14 protein-coding genes, 1 pseudogene and 1 riboswitch are annotated in these 14783 nt (G+C 43.3%); of the genes and pseudogenes, 10 read left to right on the plus strand and 5 right to left on the minus strand.

The features are described 5' to 3' along the window. Positions 1-112: 112 nt before the first annotated feature. Both ACTHRG_RS05425 and ACTHRG_RS05430 read left to right on the plus strand, forming a co-directional pair. Positions 113-1393, plus strand: a complete 1281-nt coding sequence (locus tag ACTHRG_RS05425; RefSeq protein ID WP_440230799.1) for an MDR family MFS transporter — start codon at positions 113-115, stop codon at positions 1391-1393. Positions 1394-1530: 137 nt separating this feature from the next. Further along, on the plus strand, positions 1531-2763 hold the full coding sequence (locus ACTHRG_RS05430) for an aminopeptidase (RefSeq protein ID WP_440230800.1): 1233 nt from the start codon (positions 1531-1533) through the stop codon (positions 2761-2763). Between the two features lie 39 nt (positions 2764-2802). Here the strand turns inward: ACTHRG_RS05430 and ACTHRG_RS05435 are convergent, their stop codons facing one another. The 4 genes from ACTHRG_RS05435 to queF all read right to left on the minus strand — a co-directional run bounded on the left by ACTHRG_RS05435 (position 2803) and on the right by queF (position 6655). Next, on the minus strand, positions 2803-3996 hold the full coding sequence (locus tag ACTHRG_RS05435) for a hypothetical protein (RefSeq protein WP_440230801.1): 1194 nt from the start codon (positions 3994-3996) through the stop codon (positions 2803-2805). 272 nt (positions 3997-4268) lie between these two features. Next, positions 4269-5711 carry a sodium/pantothenate symporter gene (panF, locus tag ACTHRG_RS05440; protein ID WP_440230802.1) on the minus strand — a complete coding sequence of 481 codons (1443 nt, stop codon included), beginning with the start codon at positions 5709-5711 and terminating at the stop codon, positions 4269-4271. After that, positions 5708-5998 (minus strand): YhdT family protein, encoded by a 291-nt coding sequence (locus ACTHRG_RS05445; protein ID WP_061792267.1) that lies wholly within the window; start codon positions 5996-5998, stop codon positions 5708-5710. Before ACTHRG_RS05445 ends, panF begins: the two co-directional genes overlap by 4 nt. A gap of 159 nt (positions 5999-6157) precedes the next feature. Beyond that, entirely contained in the window at positions 6158-6655 is a 498-nt protein-coding gene (queF, locus tag ACTHRG_RS05450) for a preQ(1) synthase (protein WP_335687608.1), read from the minus strand. Positions 6656-6765: 110 nt separating this feature from the next. Further along, positions 6766-6811, minus strand: a riboswitch (PreQ1 riboswitch). Positions 6812-6952: 141 nt separating this feature from the next. On the opposite strand from queF, the gene mscL reads away from it, so the two are divergent. The 3 genes and pseudogenes from mscL to ACTHRG_RS05465 form a co-directional block, all read left to right on the plus strand. Further along, the gene (gene mscL / locus ACTHRG_RS05455) at positions 6953-7324 is read left to right on the plus strand and encodes a large conductance mechanosensitive channel protein MscL (RefSeq protein WP_335687606.1); all 372 of its coding nucleotides are present in this window, start codon (positions 6953-6955) and stop codon (positions 7322-7324) included. Between the two features lie 70 nt (positions 7325-7394). After that, positions 7395-8030 carry a Bax inhibitor-1/YccA family protein gene (locus ACTHRG_RS05460; RefSeq protein ID WP_440230803.1) on the plus strand — a complete coding sequence of 212 codons (636 nt, stop codon included), beginning with the start codon at positions 7395-7397 and terminating at the stop codon, positions 8028-8030. Positions 8031-8250: 220 nt separating this feature from the next. Beyond that, a pseudogene (locus tag ACTHRG_RS05465) lies at positions 8251-8688 on the plus strand (AhpC/TSA family protein); the annotation flags it as partial. Between the two features lie 11 nt (positions 8689-8699). Here the strand turns inward: ACTHRG_RS05465 and ACTHRG_RS05470 are convergent. Beyond that, entirely contained in the window at positions 8700-9425 is a 726-nt protein-coding gene (locus ACTHRG_RS05470; RefSeq protein ID WP_440230804.1) for a 5-formyltetrahydrofolate cyclo-ligase, read from the minus strand. Between the two features lie 725 nt (positions 9426-10150). Here ACTHRG_RS05470 and ACTHRG_RS05475 point away from each other — a divergent pair. The 5 genes from ACTHRG_RS05475 (at position 10151) to ACTHRG_RS05495 (ending at position 14396) form a co-directional block, all read left to right on the plus strand. Then, the gene (locus ACTHRG_RS05475; protein WP_440230805.1) at positions 10151-10915 is read left to right on the plus strand and encodes a gluconate 2-dehydrogenase subunit 3 family protein; all 765 of its coding nucleotides are present in this window, start codon (positions 10151-10153) and stop codon (positions 10913-10915) included. A gap of 26 nt (positions 10916-10941) precedes the next feature. After that, positions 10942-12651, plus strand: a complete 1710-nt coding sequence (locus ACTHRG_RS05480; RefSeq protein WP_440230807.1) for a GMC family oxidoreductase — start codon at positions 10942-10944, stop codon at positions 12649-12651. Positions 12652-13022: 371 nt separating this feature from the next. Continuing rightward, positions 13023-13241, plus strand: a complete 219-nt coding sequence (tatA, locus tag ACTHRG_RS05485; protein ID WP_048010511.1) for a twin-arginine translocase TatA/TatE family subunit — start codon at positions 13023-13025, stop codon at positions 13239-13241. A gap of 14 nt (positions 13242-13255) precedes the next feature. Further along, positions 13256-13984 (plus strand): twin-arginine translocase subunit TatC, encoded by a 729-nt coding sequence (tatC, locus tag ACTHRG_RS05490; protein WP_335687598.1) that lies wholly within the window; start codon positions 13256-13258, stop codon positions 13982-13984. Positions 13985-14054: 70 nt separating this feature from the next. Next, positions 14055-14396 (plus strand): DUF3243 domain-containing protein, encoded by a 342-nt coding sequence (locus ACTHRG_RS05495; protein WP_076263130.1) that lies wholly within the window; start codon positions 14055-14057, stop codon positions 14394-14396. The last annotated feature ends 387 nt before the right edge of the window (positions 14397-14783 follow it).

Genomic DNA, 14783 nt, shown 5'->3' on the forward strand with positions numbered 1-14783 from the left:
AAAGCCAAACCTTCATCAAGGTTTGGCTTTTTTGAACAAAAAGTCTTCTTGTGTTTCTTCTAAATTTGGTAGTATGATAGCGTTATTCTGAGATTGAAGATGGGGACGCAGCATGAAAATAAAAGATTGGGATAAGAATCTAAAAGTAAGGTTATTTGGGGAAGCGCTTATGAATATTACATTCTGGATGTTCTTCCCGTTTTTAACGATTTATTTCGCGGATGAATTCGGAAAAGACAAGGCTGGTTTATTGCTCATTTTTTCTCAGGTATTCTCAGTGCTTGCCAACTTAATGGGCGGTTATACAGCTGACCGCTTTGGCCGCAAAAAAATGATGGTTCTTTCTGCTTTCGGCCAGGGACTTTCATTTATTATTTTTGGATTTGCCAGTTCACCCTGGCTGGAATCTCCTGTGCTTGGTTTTATCTGCTTTGCTTTTGTGGGAATCTTCGGCTCATTTTATTGGCCGGCAAGCCAGGCAATGGTTGCCGATGTGGTGGAGGAAAAAGACAGAAGCCAGGTATTTGCTATTTTTTACACTTCTATTAATATTGCGGTTGTGGTGGGTCCCATTTTAGGAGCCATTTTCTATGTCCATTACCGTTTTCAGCTTCTTATGGCCGCAGGCATTATCTGTATTCTGTTAGCTTTCATCCTTTTCCGATGGACAAGGGAAACTTTACCTCCGCAGATACATGGGTCAAGTGAAAACAGTAAATGGCATCATGTTTTAGTAAAGCAAACCAAAGATTATGGCATTATCTTCAGGGACAGGACCTTTCTCCTTTTTATCCTGGCAGGTGTTTTGGCTGCACAGACTTTTATGCAGCTTGATCTGTTAATACCTGTCTATACAAATGAAGTGATTCATAACCAGCAGCTTTTTAAATGGATGGACTGGTCCTTTACCGTTCAGGGGGAACAGGCTTTTGGCATTCTGCTGTCCGAGAACGGCTTCCTTGTCGCCTTATTTACCGTAGCTGTCACCAAAATGATGATAAAGTACAAGGAAAGGAATGTCTTTATCTTATCATCTCTTACGTATGCAGCAGCCATCATACTGTTTGGACAAACCCAATGGATATGGGGATTAATTCTGGCAATGGCCGTTTTCACTATGGGCGAATTAATGACCGCTGGCCTCCAGCAGAGCTTTGTATCAAAGATTGCTCCCGATCATATGCGGGGTCAGTACTTTGCAGCTGCCTCCCTTCGATTTACAGTCGGAAAAACCATTGCGCCGATCTCTATCCCCCTTACAGTCTGGATCGGCTATGACTGGACATTCTTTATATTGGCACTGCTGGCTGGTATAAGTGCGTTTTTGTATTGGCTGATGTTTGCTTTGCCTGAAAGGAATAAAGCATTTCATGCAAAAAAGGAATCTGTTTAAGATTCCTTTTTAATTATGTCTCCGCCCGGAGATGGAGCCCTGAAGTTCTGCAGCATGATTTTCAGTTCAATAGGTTTCTTTTTCCGGACAGAACCGCTACAATGAAAATGAAGATTCTGACAAAAGGAGAATACATAATGAGTCAATTTCAAACGAATTTAGAGAAATACGCAGAGCTTGCAGTGAAGGTCGGCGTAAATGTACAAAAGGGGCAGACGCTGGTTATTAACACAACACTTGATTCAGCTGAACTGGTTCGCACTATTGTGAAAAAGGCATATGAAGCAGGAGCTCATAACGTTGTTGTGAACTGGAGCGATGATGCGGTCACACGCACGAAATACGATTTAGCACCGGATGAGTCTTTCTCCGAATACCCTGAATGGCGTGCAAAGGAAGTCGAAGATTTAGCTGAAAAAGGTGCGGCATTCATGTCAATCGTTTCAGCAAGCCCTGATTTGCTGAAAGGCGTGAAATCAGAGCGAATCTCAAGCTTCCAGAAAGCAGCCGGACAGGCGCTTGCAAAATACCGCAAATTCATCCAGTCGGATAAAGTGAGCTGGACAGTCATTGCTGCGCCTTCCCAAGCATGGGCAAACATGGTATTCCCTGAAGCTCCGGAGGAATCCAGGGTTGAAATGCTTTGGGACGCTATTTTTAAAGCCACTCGCGCTGACCTGGATAACCCGGTTGAAGCCTGGAAAAAGCATGATGAAACACTTCATGAAAAAGTGGATTACTTAAACAGCAAGCGATATCAGAAGCTTCACTATAAAGCTCCAGGCACAGACCTGACAATCGAGCTTCCAAAAGGCCATTTATGGGTCGGGGCAGGCAGTGTGAATGAACAGGGGCACGAATTCATGGCGAACATGCCGACTGAAGAAGTGTTCACAGTACCATACAAGACAGGTGTGAACGGTACAGTTTCGAGCACAAAGCCGCTAAGCTATGGCGGAAACATCATCGATAACTTCAGCCTGACATTTGAAAACGGCCGCATTGTCGATGTGAAGGCAGAAGAAGGAGAAGAAATCCTTAAGCAGCTGGTTGAGACAGATGAAGGCTCCCACTATCTTGGAGAAGTGGCACTGGTTCCTTTCAACTCGCCAATTTCCAAGTCCAATCTACTTTTCTATAATACTTTATTTGACGAAAATGCTTCAAACCACCTTGCCATCGGCAGTGCATATGCATTCTGTATTGAAGGCGGCAAGAAAATGTCCAGTGAAGAACTGGGTGAAAACGGCTTGAACGAAAGCTTAACACATGTTGATTTCATGATCGGTTCCGCTGAAATGGATATCGACGGAATCACTGAAGACGGCAGCGCTGAACCTGTATTCAGAAAAGGTGATTGGGCATTTTAAAGCGGAAGCGCCCTTTCATGACTATAAAAAATCATGCGGTCATTGACCCGCATGATTTTTTATTTTCCTTAATACAATTTCACTGACGTTTCCTTCTAAATCAGAAACCATATCGATAGAATATTTATCTGCCGGGTAGGTGGAGATAGTTTCACCTGACAGCTTCTCTTCCCTAACCTCCGCTGGAGTGCCAAACATGGCAGTAATCTCGTCCATTGACGTTCTCACCCGCTGTCCAGGAATGGAAATAGCTGTTACGTTCCCGGTTTCCCGTTCATAATAATAGGTGATTTCAGGATACATCACAAAAGGGCTTCCACCTTCAAACCCCTCTTCAACAAAGTTTGGATCTGACTTTTTAATTTCAGATATGTTTGTGCCAATCGGAAATGGACTTCCGAGGGGGATTCCCTGTTTTGCTTTCTCAATGGCATCCCCGCTGAGTGCCAGGTTTTTAAAAGGATAGTAAATGGCTTCCTTTTTCAGCCACAGGTTCATCCAGTCGATATCAGAATGATCTTCTTCTGAAAGCTCGATTTGGTCGTGCAGGCTCATTGAATGGGCTTCCTCATTAAAAAGCCATGTTGAAATAACCCATCCATCACTCTTTTTTTGGGCAGTTTGAAGATACTTTTGATTAATCGTTTTTATTTTCGCTTTGGAGGTAGTGGTCATGTCTTTTTCCGTACTGATTCTTTGCACTTCTCCATCTTTAATCGCCAGCAGCTGGCCCTTGACTAAGTTTTCCCCCTTGGACTGAAAGATCGAGATGATGGTTTTATTCCTCATTTTCTGAGTGTAAACCTGTTCCTTTGAAGGATTAAAGGACATTTCAGAACTGTCATTTAGAGCTGCTTGTTTATACGCCTCTTTTGACCCCTTCAAAGCCAGGTATACTGAATAATGTCCTGTAAAATAGGAATCGCCTTTCTTTCCTTTCGCGCTGTCCTCTTCCAAAATGGTTCTTCTTTCGTCTTCCGAAAAAAGGTAGACCGTATATTTCATGATCCCGTCTGTTGCGTCAATCTGGAAAAGTGACTTACGTTCAAGCCAAACCGTATCTTTTTTATCTTTTCCAGCCTCTTGTACGGATATATTAGCTTCTGCTTCTACTTTATCTTCTTTTTCAAGTTTTATTTCTTCTGTATTTAAAGATGCATTTATTTCACTTGAACAGCCTGCTATAACGGATGAAAGCATGGCAATTATGATCATATTTATAAAATTTTTCATTATATTCTCCCTAATGTAAAAAAACATTTCCATTTAAAGTCAAATGTTACAATTACGTTTCAACTAATTAAGTGTAACAAATAGGGATCGTTTCTACAAACCTATCAATATGCTCATTTTTTTACAAAAACCCATGTTTCCTCCCTTATCCTTTATATATGACTCTTCTCCTGCTTCAATCAAACGTTTGATTATAGTGGAGAGAGCCTGATCTATAGGCACTTTGCCGGTTAATACGAAAGGCCCCGGAATACCTCTCCGGAGCCTCTTGGTTAAATTTCTGCTGCTGCAGGTGCTGTTTTTTCGGTAAATAGACTTACAGCTATATAGGCGGCCAGTGATAAAGCAATAGGCAATACGACTGTATTCATGCCTAAAGCATTGGGATAAAAAGTATGGAATAAAATATAGGAAGCCGTTCCGGTTATCATGGAGGCCACCGCACCATATTTATTCCCCTTCGCCCAATAAAGACCCAGCACAACTGGCCATATGAACGCTGCTTCCAGTCCTCCGAAAGAAAAGAGATTCAGCCAAATCAGCAAATCGGGCGGACTGAGCGCCATAATGCATACCAGAATTCCCAGCAGAGCTGTGACTGCAAAACTCATTCTCTTAATCGTGCTTTCTTCAGCATCAGGTTTAATGTAATTAATATACACATCTTTTACAATCGCAGAGCTGACCAGGAGGAGCAGGGAATCCACGGTTGACATGATGGCAGCCATCGGTGCAGCCAGCACAATTCCCGCAAGCCATGGTGGAAGGACTTCCATGGCAATCATCGGCATAACTTTATCCCCCACCTCAATTCCCGGAAGAATCGGCCGGGCAAACACGCCAATTAAATGCATGCCCAGCATGATAAAGCCGACCACTATTGTTCCGATGATAATGGCCCTATGCATGGCTTTGGCATTTTTATAGGACATGGCCCTTACCGCAACCTGAGGAAGACCTACAACCCCCACTCCAACCAAAATCCAGAATGAGGACACATATAAAGGGGTCAATCCGCCATCAAAGCCAAACGGTGTAATCAGATTCGGGTTTTCTGAAGACAGATCACTGATAATATTCGGTATCCCTCCACCTGCCACAATAACAGCAACCAGAAGGATCATGGTGCCGATGAACATAATTCCGCCCTGGACGGCATCCGTTACGGCAACTGCACGGAAGCCGCCAATGACAACGTAGACCATGACAGAAGCCGCGAAAATAAACAAAGCAGATAAATAGCTTAATCCTGTCAGTGATTCAATTAACCTTGCTCCGCCAACCCATTGGGCAGCCATGGCGGAAAAAAGGAAAATAATGATGCTGAGCGAGGATAGCCAGACAACCCATTTGCTGTTATATCTCTCTTTCAGAAAATCGATGAGTGTTACAGCATTATACTTTCTTGCTGTAATCGCAAACTTTTTCCCAAGAACCATGAGGACGAAATAACCAGTAACAACCTGTGACATGGCAAGCAATACCCAGCCAAGCCCCTGGGTGTATGCAACACCGGGACCCCCAATGAAACTGCTGGCACTGCCGTATGTTGCAATCATGGTCATGGCCAGAATAAAACCGCCCAGCTGCCTTCCTCCAAGAAAATAATCCTGAAGAAACGAACTGCTCGTATCAATCTTTCTGCTGGACCATAGACCCACCAGAAAAATAATGACTAAAAAGAAAAGAAGAGGAGCAATAACCTGCCAGTTCATTCGGATTCTCCCCCTTCCCCGTTTTCTTCGAACGGAACTTCCTTAAACAGGAATTTTACAGCTGCTGATACCAGTATCACCATGACAACAAATCCGGCTACACAGCTCCAGAAAAACCAGGCAGGCATCCCCATGATGAATGTATACTCATCGGCAGGTTCGGACCCCAGCCCATAGGCAAACCCATACCACCAAATAAAATTAAAGAGTACCAGACCAATGCCAATCCACGCTTCTTTCTCTGCAATCTTAAAGCGAGGATCTTTTTTATGTATGCTTTTCTTCATTATATCCCCTTTCAGAGCTTTATTATTGTACTGCTCTATTAAAATACAGAATATTCCCTAAATATAATCCCACTTATGTATATTTTCTGCAACAAAAAAAGCAGATTCCTCTGCCTTTTTTGATATTATTTTAAAAATGAACTTTAAGCAAGCTATGGTTTAGCGATTGTCAATTGTCTCCGGATATAGATCATGGTTCATCAAGCGGTAATCGGCCATTTCTTCATATTTCGTCCCCGGCTTTCCGTAGTTGCAATACGGATCGATGGAGATTCCTCCACGCGGAGTGAACTTGCCCCAAACCTCAATATAGCGGGGATCCATTAATTCGATAAGATCATTCATAATGATATTCATGCAGTCCTCATGGAAATCGCCATGATTTCTGAAGCTGAAAAGATATAGCTTCAATGACTTGCTCTCTACCATCTTTTGATCCGGAATATAGCTGATATAGATGGTCGCAAAATCCGGCTGGCCTGTTTTTGGGCAAAGGCTCGTAAACTCAGGGCAATTAAACTTTACAAAATAATCGCGGTTTGGATGCTTATTATCAAAAGCCTCCAGAATCTCAGGAGCATATTCAAAAAGATATTTAGTACCCTGATTTCCCAACAATGTAATATCCGTTAATTCCTCATCTTTTCTTCCTGACATAAAAATAGCCTCCCTTTATATGATCCCGCTGATCCTAAAGAGAGGTCCGAAAAGTACAGCTTGAAAAATAAAACCATATCCTCTCGTGGATATGGTTGATTATTATAATCAAAGCCATAGTTTTTTATAGAGGGTGAAGCTATGAACCTCTCCCGCTCACACGGGAATAATAGAAATATAATTGTCATAGTTACTATAGAGAAAAAGCCTGTTTCTGTCAATAGGTCCTTCCCTATCTGGTTTTCATACCTTCTTCATAGTATAATAACGGTAATTTTCAAAGAAAGGTGACTTGTTATGTGGAATGAGTTTAAAAAATTCGCTCTAAAGGGAAATGTCCTGGATTTGGCGGTTGGGGTTGTAATCGGAGCTGCCTTCGGTAAGATTGTATCTTCCCTTGTAGATGATATCATTATGCCGCTTGTCGGATTGCTAATGGGCGGAGTTAACTTTACGGATTTGATGGTGAAAGTCGGCGGAGCACAGGTAAAATACGGTTTATTCATACAGAATGTGGTGGATTTCTTCATCGTGGCATTCTCCATTTTCGTCTTTATCAGGATTATTAACAATCGTTTCAAAAAGAAAGAAGAAGCAGCACCTGCACCAGCTGTGGATAAAAATATCGAGCTTTTAACTGAAATAAGAGACCTTTTAAAAAATAAATAATTAATGAAACTTAAATAATAGCTCAGTCGTATATACATATACAAAATGAATTTAGAGGAGAAATGAAAAAATGTATGTACAGCATACTGCAAATAACAGTTATTTGCCTTCTGTCTTACGGGCGTTTGCCTTATCATTGGGGATCGCATTTATCGGAACGATGGCGGGTGTTTTCATCCCTCCAGCCCTTTTTTTGCAGCTGATGCTTCTTGAACTTGGAATGCTGCTTTTCGCTTTCCTGCTCCGCCGCAAAAAAGCTATTGGGTATACATTCCTTTATGTATTTACATTTATTTCAGGAATGACGACCTACCCGATTGTTGCCCACTACCTGGCTGCTATTGGACCTAACCCTGTTTTAACAGCACTTGCTACGACCACGGTTGTGTTCACGGGCTTAGCCGTATATGCTTCGACAACGAAGCGGGACTTATCTTTCCTTGGCGGCATGCTGATTGCGGCATTGCTCGCCCTTATTGCGATCGGAATTTTCAGCCTCATCTGGCCGTTAAGCTCTAACGCGATGCTAGCATTCTCCTTCATCGGAGTGCTTGTGTTCAGCGGATATGTGCTATTCGACTTCAATCGCATGAAACAGTATGGAGTGTCACCGGAAGAAGTACCGTTGATGGCTCTATACCTTGATTTTATCAACCTGTTCATAAATATCCTTCGCATTTTTGGGATATTGGGGAGCCGGGACTAAACAGGAGTGCGAACTCCTGTTTTTTTATGTGCAAGCCGCAATTCTTTATTCCTTCAATAGAATTAGGTATGATCAGATGTAAATCCGAAAGGCGGGATATTTCATGAAATATATTTTAGAAACCCAAAATCCTGATAAAAATATTACGCTTGAACAGGCCATCAGCAGCCAATACACAATGGCTGTCTTCGTCCGCCATCTTGGCTGACCGGTCTGCCGGGAATATCTTGCGCAGTTGCGCGAGCGCATAAATGAAGTAGAAGCAAAAGGTTTTCAAGTCATTGTCATTGCTCCTTCGAAAGGAACCTTTATCAGTCAATTCCTTGAGCAATTCGGTCCGTTCCCTTTTCCGATCCTCGGCGACCCTTCCCGGGAAGCTTATAGAGGAACGGGACATAAAACCATGCCAAAATGGAAGCTTCTTTCAAAGGCAGCACTTGGGTTTATGACAGGAAAAGTTGGCGGCTTTATCCCTAAGGATGAAAAACAAAAGGAGTTTGTCATGAAATCAATGAAAACTCAGGATGTCTACATTCAGGGCGGGACGTGGCTTTTCTCGCCTCAGGGAAAAATCTTATGGAATCATATTGATGAATCCCCCGAAAATCACGCCATGATTGATGATGTTTTAAAGAATATGGACGAAGTTAAAGCTTAAAAGGCAGTCAATTACTTGGCTGCCTTTCCATTTGTGATCTCCCATATTTCACGCAAAACCGGCATCTCTTCCATTTCCTTCTCCGTGACAAGATCCCATTGAATCCCGGCTGGTTTTGGATAGGGCGTATTGGTTTTGATCAGTTCCTTTTCAGTGGCAATCCAGTCGACAGTCATATCATAAGGATCCCTCGGGATATCTGCTTCTGTCACCTGGGCGCTGTTAACTGTTCCTATCACAGGGATTTCAGGATTCCCCAGTTCCCTGATTATCGCATACTCCCGGTCAGCATAGCCCTCCCCTTTTCCGACCCGCCGGCCATCCCGGTGAAGCCCCACTGATCCGGCAAAAAACAAATCAATTTTCGGCAATTCTGTGAGGGGAACTTCTTTCCCGTATGAGTGAATATGCTTAAGGCTCGCTGCTTTTCGCTCCTCCCCGGGCGGTACCCACTCCGGCTTTACCATAATAAAACCTGCTTTCAGCCGTGGAGTCGGAACCAGCAATGTTTTTCCATCTTTCAGAATTTGGGTGCGGACCGGCAGCTGCGGAGAATCAGGATTTACCTTAATGACCTTAGCCTCTTTATACTCAGGCATAGTAAAAACAAATGCAGCCGCTTTTTCAGCTCCTTTGAAATTGGGAATTCTATTCGTTAAAGGAAACGGAAAGCGGCCAAGCTTGTTCTCCTCAAGAAAATTCCATATGTACTCACGGATTTCTTTCTTCGTTTTCATCGTGTTTCACTTCCTTTCTTTCATTTTATCTATTAAAGAAAAAAACTCCAATTTTTTAAATAAACAGGTTTTAACACAAGTATACGGGGTAAACAAATAATGCAAGGCCAATAACAAAACGGAAGGGACTGGTTGACGATGAAAAGCGTAACAGCGACTTCAAGGTTCGTCATTGGCATTGCAAGAAACCAGGGAGGGTTTGCAGAGCGTTCGAAAGGCACTCTCGTCTATAACCGATATATTTAAAATCGGTTCGGCCCTATGCAAATCGTAATCTCCAGGTTGTCCGTCATTCGGACTTAAAAAAGGTGCAGACCAATCGGTTTGCATCTTTTTTAATGCCATAAAGTGAAACTTCAATCAGTGGGGGTTTTCCTTAACCCCCACTGATTGTTAGTCGCGTTCTAGTGTCGCTAAGATCTCCGCTAGCGCTTCAATCAATCGACACTACGAACCCGATTGGTTCAACTAAGCCTCTGCTGCGCATCGGCAAGTTTCACTGTATCTCACCAATCGGGCCTTTACGGGCAGTTTGCCCCCCCCCCACGCTTATCCTCCTTTGATTCCTCTGAGTCTTGAAGCGGGGGTCTTACTGCCCGTTAGACTGCGATAAAAACCCCCTTATCTCCTCTCTTCTTTTCACAATCCAAAAAATATTCCTATCAAACTGTTTAGACAAGTATATTTTTCTCCATAATGGCAAATAAAAGGAGGTTTCCATATAGATGTCTGAACATGAACAAAAACAAGAATCAACCATGTCCCGGAGAAGATTCATCCGCAATTCCGGGTTAGTTGCCGGCGGTTTAGTAGGAGGCGGTATTCTTGGCGGCTTAATTGGTGCAAACATGAACAAAGACGGTACAGCAACGGAAGAGAATGCCCATACAAACGGGCATGATCAGGTTGCCTATCAGCAGTCGCCTTTATATTTCACAAACCCCGAGACATTCGGAATCCTGCAGGCTGCCGTTGAGAGAATTTATCCAAAGGATGAAAATGGCCCTGGTGCGAATGATTTGGATGTTCCATTTTTTATCGACCATCAGCTTGCGGGCTCATGGGGCAACAATACAAGGGAATATATGCAGGGTCCGTTCTTCCCAGGGTCGAACTTTCAGGGTTACCAATCCCCTTTAAAACGGCATGAAATATTTGATGTCGGACTTGCTGCCCTGCAGACCTACAGCAATGAAAAGTTCAAGAAGCCATTTGCTGAATTGGAGGGCGAACAGCAGGATGAAATTCTTACAGCCTTTGAAGAGGATAAAGTGAAGCTCCGGGGTGTTACTGCAAGGACGTTCTTTAATATTCTCCGGGCCGCCACCATTGAAGGTGTATATGCAGACCCTGCCTACGCCGGAAACAAAAATATGGAAGGCTGGAAAATGAAAGACTTTCCTGGCCATCAAATGAGCTATATCAATCAAATTGAGTCTGAAAAATTTGTGAAAATTAAACCAAACAGTCTCCATTCATATACGAAATAGTACTATCTTTTAAGGAAGTGGTAAAAATGGCGAAAACATTGCCAAAAACGGATGCAGTCATTGTAGGAGTCGGATGGGCCGGCGGAATCATTGCGGCTGAGCTTGGGAAACAGGGATTAAAAGTAGTCGGCCTGGAGCGTGGAAAAGAGCGCGGCGTGAAGGACTACTATGTGGTCCATGATGAACTGCGTTATGGAATCCGCTATGAATTAATGCAGGATCTTTCTAAAGAAACGATTACGTTCCGCAATCATGGGAAGGAACGTGCCCTTCCTATGCGCCAGCTTGGGTCCTTTTTGCTGGGCGAAGGCTTAGGCGGGTCCGGTGTTCACTGGAATGGGCATACTTTCCGCTTTCTGCCTTATGACTTTGAAATCAAGTCACAGACAGTTAAAAAATATGGCGAAGCCAAGATCAAAGGTCTTCAAGTTCAGGATTGGGGCATTACATACGATGAATTGGAGCCTTATTTTTACGAATTTGAAAAGGCGGCAGGTATTGGCGGAGAAGAAGCTGAGCTGGGGCCAAAAAGAGCGGATCCGTTCCCAAACCCTCCAATGAAGGAAACACCCATTACAGCCAGATTTAAAAAGGCAGCAAAATCATTGGGGATGAAACCTTACCAAATGCCATCCGGCAATATGAGCGAGGCATATGAAAACCAATATGGCGCCAAGATGGCTCCATGCCAGTATTGTGCGTTTTGCGAACGATTCGGCTGTGAATATGGAGCAAAAGCTGATCCGACTGTGGCCGTTATTCCATTTGCCAAAGAAACGGGAAATGTGGATATCCGCAACTTTGCGAATGTAACGGAAATTATTCACGATGGCAAAAAAGCAACCGGTGTGCGCTATGTGGATGTCCAGACAAAAGAAGAATTCATTCAGCCGGCTGAAATGGTTATTCTGACCAGCTATGTCATGAATAACACCCGCCTTCTTCTGACATCCAAACTGGGACGTCCATACAACCCTGATACAGGATCAGGGGTGATCGGGAAGAACTATTGCTATCAGATCCTTCCCGGGTCAGCGGGCTTTTTTGATGAAGAACAATTTAACACATTTATGGGTGCCGGTGCCCTCGGTGCAACGGTGGATGATTACAATGGGGACAATTTTGACCACTCGGATCTTGGCTTTATCCATGGCGGCTCCATATCTATCAACCAGTCAGGATACCGTCCGATTCAATATAATATGGTTCCGACTGATACACCGAAATGGGGCAGCAAGTTTAAGGAGAATTCCATTAAGTATTTCACACGGGCTTTAAGCATTGGCACCCAGGGGGCATCCATGCCTGTTCAGCACAATTATATGGATCTGGATCCTTCTTATAAAGATGCTTACGGGCTTCCGCTGCTTCGTATGACATACGATTTCACTGAACAGGATAAGAATCTTTATAACTATATTGGAAAAATCACAGACAACATCATGAAGGAAATGGGACCTTCAAAAATTAACGACCGGCAGCAGCTGGAGCATTACGATATCGTCCCTTACCAGACGACACACAATACAGGCGGTGTCATCATGGGGGCAGAGCCTGAAACATCAGCCGTAAATAACTATCTCCAAATGTGGGATGCAGAGAATGTCTTTGTCGTTGGTGCCTCCGCTTTCCCTCACAACGGAGGATATAATCCGACAGGAACTGTAGGGGCACTCGCCTATCGTGCTGCTGAAGGAATCATCAAATACAGCAAAGAAGGCGGCCTGCTTGCATAAGAAAAGCGCAAGCGCCTTGGTTACGAAGGAACGCAGACTAAGAACGCCACGTCCTGTGGCAACGTCTGCATGACCCACATCCTGTGGGCCTCAAGCACAAGACGAGCCTCCCGGAAAGGCGTTCTTTGCCTTTTTGGGAGGATTGTCGGAAATGTGGAGGCGACTGCTTAGGGACGACAAGCATAAGACGGGCCCTGCAAGAAGGTGTCCTTTCCTTCTGGAAGGGATTGGCTTATGTCTCGAGTCCCTAGGAGCCGAAACAAGACAAGCTTGTGACCTCGAGGGGGTAGGCGCTGGAGCTGGACAGTTCTCGAAGTTCAAGCTAATACTAACTTACCTTTTAAGAAATTTTTCACGAAGGAGTGAACTCCATGGGGCTTTCAAATATTGGAATACCCGGATTGATTATCATACTGGTTATCACCTTAATTATCTTTGGTCCTAAAAAGCTTCCTGAGATCGGGTCTGCCTTTGGAAGGACCTTATCAGAATTCAAAAAATCAGCCAGAGAAATTATGAGCGATGACGATGAACCTGATTCAAAAGCACGTTCAATTGAAACGGCTGATCGGAAGGATAAACCGCTTTAACAGGAGGGTTTAGAATGAAAACGGACGAACAAACCCTTATAGAGCATTTAACAGACCTGAGAAAAGTGCTGATTCGATCTCTGATTTTCTTTATTGTCAGCTTTGCCCTATGTCTGTTTTTCATCAACCGGCTGATCCCTATGCTCTCAAACGATCATGAGCTGGTTATGCTTGGACCGCTTGATGTCATTAAGCTGTACACAGGAATTGCAGGAAGCATCAGCCTTGGGCTTTCGCTTCCTTTCATTTCCTATCAGATCTGGCTGTTTGTGAAGCCAGCTTTAACGGAAAAAGAAAGCAGAGTATCTCTAATGTTTTTCCCGGCCATTCTTTTCAGCTTTATCGGCGGGCTTGGCTTCGGATTTTTTATTATATTCCCTGCTATTTATCAGTTTTTAATGCTATTGGGTGAATCACATTTTGCGATGATGATCACAGCCAGGGAGTATTTTTCGTTTCTCCTGATGTCAACCATTCCTTTTGGTTTTTTGTTTGAGGTACCCTTGCTGTTATTGTTTCTGACAACGATCGGCATTGTCACCCCAGTTATGCTCAGTTCAATGCGAAAATACGCTTATTTGATCATGGCCGTTGTATCAGCTCTCATTACACCACCAGATTTATTTTCACAGATTCTAGTCCTCGTGCCTCTTATCGGGCTATATGAAATTGGCGTGATCATGTCAAAAGTGAAATTCAGGAAACTGAAAGCTGTTCAAGAAACACCATCCAGTGAAATCTAAAAGAGTTTAATTCTCCTTCTGAAAGGATATTTAATAAGAAAACAAACAATCCTTTGGGAGGTCTACTGAAATGAATGAACAAGAACATGTAATCAAACAAGATGGTGAACTGGATACAAAAAATATTAAAAGCGCAATGGACAAGATGTCCAATGAACGAGCAGAAGATATTTTAAGCAGCTTCGATGAATTTAAGGGCTATCTGGCGGAACGAATTGAGCTTGGCAAAAAGCTGGGATTAAATGAGGAACAGCTTGCCGTAACAGCGGAAAAAGTGGCTGGCTACCTCGCTGAAAATGTGGAGCCCAAAAACCGTGAAGAACAGCTGCTGAAGGAGTTATGGAAAGTCGGAGATGATGAAGAAAGGCATAAGCTCGCACATATGCTTGTACGCCTGACAGAGCAGGCATAATAATGGAGCCGGAATTGTTGTTCGTGACAATTCCGGCTTTTACTTTTTAAGATCTCTATATAGGTTTATAAAGTGATTCGGGTCTGACTTTACTTGAAAAGAAAACACCCCCCGATTGGTATGGAGATAAAGGAAACCAAATTCACAACTGGAATTTCTGTATGACATATCCCAAACTTCATCAAGGAGAAACTTTTCTGATGGCGACAGGATGTGATCCTCAAATAAGTGAAGAAAAAGTTCTTGTTCAATGTATTGCTGCTGATTCCAGTCGATCTTCCTGCTGACTGTAAAAAAAGGATGGGAAGCAATGATCCGCACATGAACCTCCATGATAAAAAAGATTTGCTTCTATTGAAACATATTGTGGAGTGAGATTCAAACAGC

Source organism: Cytobacillus sp. SAFR-174, from assembly GCF_051964675.1.
In the GTDB taxonomy this organism is placed as follows: Bacteria; Bacillota; Bacilli; order Bacillales; family Cytobacillaceae; genus Cytobacillus.